This window comes from Facilibium subflavum (genome assembly GCF_003574485.1).
Lineage (GTDB): Bacteria > Pseudomonadota > Gammaproteobacteria > Francisellales > Francisellaceae > Facilibium > Facilibium subflavum.
Genome location: NZ_QLIT01000063.1, coordinates 1 through 3,683, shown reverse-complemented (window position 1 = coordinate 3,683; position 3,683 = coordinate 1). Strand labels below are relative to the sequence as shown.

Here is a 3,683-nt window from a genome sequence, read left to right as displayed (position 1 = left end):
ATTCCGAATGCGCCCGAAAAATAAAAAACTGAAGACTAAAGACACGCCTAATAGCGAAGAATTGCATATCAATAACAATGAAATGCCTATACAATTGCAAAACATTTTAACACGGGAAAATCAAAATTTATCAAAACGTATAAATGCAATAACTAATCTTCGGAACCAACTACACTTATATGGTCAAGATATAACCGTTACAGTAGAGATTAATAAGGCGATAAAACACTATGAAAAGCTTATACGAAAATTACAGAGTCTTAGTAGTGATCAGAAGGTGTTTTTTTCTAGAGAACAACTAGAAGCGCAAAAAGTGCAAGATAATATTTTAGAGCACTATGAAGAAATTCTTTATAATCAGGAAGACGAGATTCAGACTCTAAAAGCAGAAAATCAACATTTACAAGCTCAGCTCAAGGAAAAAGATGAGACTATTACTTCAAAGGAGAATGATTTAAACGATCTATGGAAAGAAAATGATGCTCAGGCAACTGAGATTAAAAACTTAGAAAGTACCATCAAAAACAAGGACGATAATATTAAACAATTGGAAAATGAAAATAAAAACTTAGAAAATACAGTTAATGATAATCGAGAATTCTATGAGGAATCACTCAGGGAAAGAAAAAAGAGTGCTATAAATCAATCCAATAATAAATATCTTCTTGAGCAAATAAGCTCTTTGCAGCAAGAGATTGAGGATTTAAAGAAAGATAATACTAAAAAGGACAAACAGATAGGAAAGCTCAACAAAGTGCTTATTGACCAGAAGACGAAGTTGGACGCACTCCAACTAAATCAAAAAGAAACGGAAATGGAAACACAAAGTGAGTCCAGTAACGGAGAATCCTTGGCAGGTGAACTAGGAGATAATTTACTACTAGAAAACCAAGCGCTTCAAAGTGAAATCAAAAAACTACAACAAGCGCTTGATTCTAAAACTAATGAACCAGATAGTCAGATAGCAAGCAAAGATCAAGACATTGCCAGTCTAGAGCACAAAATTCATCAGTTACAAATGATTATTGCAGACTATGAGGCTCGATTGGCTCGACAGCAGAAGAGAAGTGGACAAAAAGAACTTTTCGATAATACTGATTCTACACTCGAGTTTAATCAAGGTTATGATGAAGAAGAAATATATGAAGATGATTTCGAAGGGTATCAAAGCGATGACGACGAAGAAATACTAGAAGAAATCACAGTTGATCCTAAGTATAAGGATATGCCAGAAGATATGCTTGAGTCTGATTATGATAAGGCAGAAGAAGTGGTTGGGAGTTCGCTTTTGGATCAAGTAACTGAAAAAGCGCCGGTACAAACGGATGAAGATGAATTGTCAGACAATTCAACAAAACAAACAGATAATATAAGAGAATATACAGCGGGACTTGCTAAGAGCTTACTTCAAAGTGCAATCAAATCAGCAGATAGTACTGATGCACAAATAATCTCTGAGGCCTCTGCGACATTAGAAGAGAATAGTGATGAAGCTGGACCGTCATCAGACGTGCTACAAAAAGTAGGTGATGACTCATTAAAAGCATCATTAGGACATACTGTTAAGACAGCTGGTAAAACATCGGCTAAACAACTGATTGATCTACTCGTAGAAGCTGGTATTGATAAAAACAAGGCTCATGAGGTTGTGCAACAATTATTATGGCGTACTGGTATACAGCCTGATGATCATGGCTATATTACTATAGATGATAAAGCATTCCGCCAAGTATCATTATTGATTCACCCTGATAAGCAAGGTAGCCCAGAAGGTTTGAATTTATCAGGAAATGCAGCAAACGAGCTGTTCAACACTTTGAATAATCTCAGAAATCAATATAATGCGAACCCGGCACAAATTCCTGTGGCAGATCAGCAGAAACAGGCCATTATGGCACCTGTTGAAGATAATTATCAGGAAGTACCGGATGGTTTAGTAGCGAGTGTATCGGAAGGTAGCAAAGATCGGCAAGAAGAGTTATTAAATAATAAGGAAGCTTTAGAGTCACAACAGAATCAAACATCAAAGGTTGTGGCAGCAAGTTCATCATTGCCGCCTTTAAATAATAATAAATCAAACCACCAGGAGTGGTTGGCTGAGGTTGATTCTACACTTGAGTTTAATCAAGATTATGAAGAAGAAATGTATGAAGATGATTTTGAAGCGTATCAAAGCGATGACGACGAAGAAATACCAGAAGAAATCACAGTGGATCCTAAGTATAAGGATATGCCAGAAGATATGTTTGAGTCTGATTATAATAAAACAACCGAACCTAAATTGTTGCAGAGTATTGAACCTACAATATTTACTGACAAGACTTCCGACATAGATCAAAAATCTAAGCAAGATAAATTTCAGCAGGGAAGTCCTGAAATAAGTTCAAACATTCAAGAGATATCGGCAAATGATAAAGCATCGATAGCAAAACAATCAGAAACTAATAAGAGCTCTGTCAATAAAGCTGAATTCATTTTTGATACCAGTGAGCCTGAAAGTCAACAGGGTAATCAGGATGCCATGGCAAATGGATTTTTGTTTCCACCAGACTTGGAAAGGGCTAAGGGATTTTTAGAAGATGCGCCTAAAGTTAAGGCCGTAAATGTTGAATACTCAGCAGAGGATGTTAACAGCCCAAATAGATATTTTACGTTTAATATACCTGAGAGTGAAGCTAACCAGAGCGAAACAGGTCAAAACGCCTACACTGATTATACACTTAGAGAAATGCCAAATAATGGCGTACGCTTAGAAAGTAATAACAGCAGTGATGAAGCATTTTGCCAGATGGTAGAACAAATGGTCGGCAAGATTGCAAAGCAAAGCAATCAAAAACAGCCGACGATTAAAATGAACTTGACTGGCGAAGAGGAAAGCGATTTTGACTATAATGAGTTCTTTAGTAAGTTATTGAAATCAGGTGCTAAAGTCGAGTTATTAGACAGCTCAGCTGACAAAGTGAAAGAAGCATTTTCTCAAGCACAGGCTAAGCAATCCGCTGAGCTCTCTTATTCAGATCAAAGCAGCGAGAAGGATGCAGGTCAAAGCAGCATATTGCCGTCAACACCTGTCCAGGTCACAAACCAAGACCATCAAAGGACTCACTCATTTTCATCACCTTCTAGACAAATGCAGCTAGGGAGGGAAACAAAAAATGTACACAGTAAATCATTTCCCCCTTCACTTTCACTGCTGCAAGAAGCCCAAGAAATCCAAGAAGTCCAAGAAGCCTGGAGGAGCCAGAGTCCGGGTTGATACATGCCGGGGAGTATTGAAATAGGGAGTATTGAAATAACTGTGTAAATTCTTTCATAGGTTATAATGGTTAAAACGTATAATCTAAGGACGAAAGATGAAAAACAAAGAACAAAACAAAGCATTAGATCAAGCGCTTGATCTCATTGTCGAATCAGGTGCTGATTTATCCAATCTATTTAAATCAGATGGCGTATTGAAGCAATTAACCAAAGGTCTGGTTGAACGTGCTTTACAAGGTGAACTAAAGGCGCATCTTGGTTATGACAGGCATGAACGTAGCGATTCTGCTAATGCACGTAACGGCACGGCACGAAAAAGCGTAATAACAGAAGATGGCCTATTGGAAATTGATGTGCCTCGTGATCGCTCAGGTGAATTTGATCCTGTACTTGTTCCCAAGCGAAGCACGCGGATTGAAGGTTTG

At 37.6% G+C, this 3,683-nt stretch carries 2 protein-coding genes; both read left to right on the top strand.

The genetic code is table 11. From position 1 onward, the window contains the following. The first annotated feature begins 7 nt into the window (after positions 1 to 7). Positions 8 to 3,256, top strand: a complete 3,249-nt coding sequence (locus DNK84_RS04845; RefSeq protein ID WP_119343434.1) for a coiled-coil domain-containing protein — start codon at positions 8 to 10, stop codon at positions 3,254 to 3,256. A gap of 97 nt (positions 3,257 to 3,353) precedes the next feature. Next, on the top strand, positions 3,354 to 3,683 hold a 330-nt coding region (locus DNK84_RS04840; protein ID WP_208123235.1), incomplete at its 3' end, for a transposase.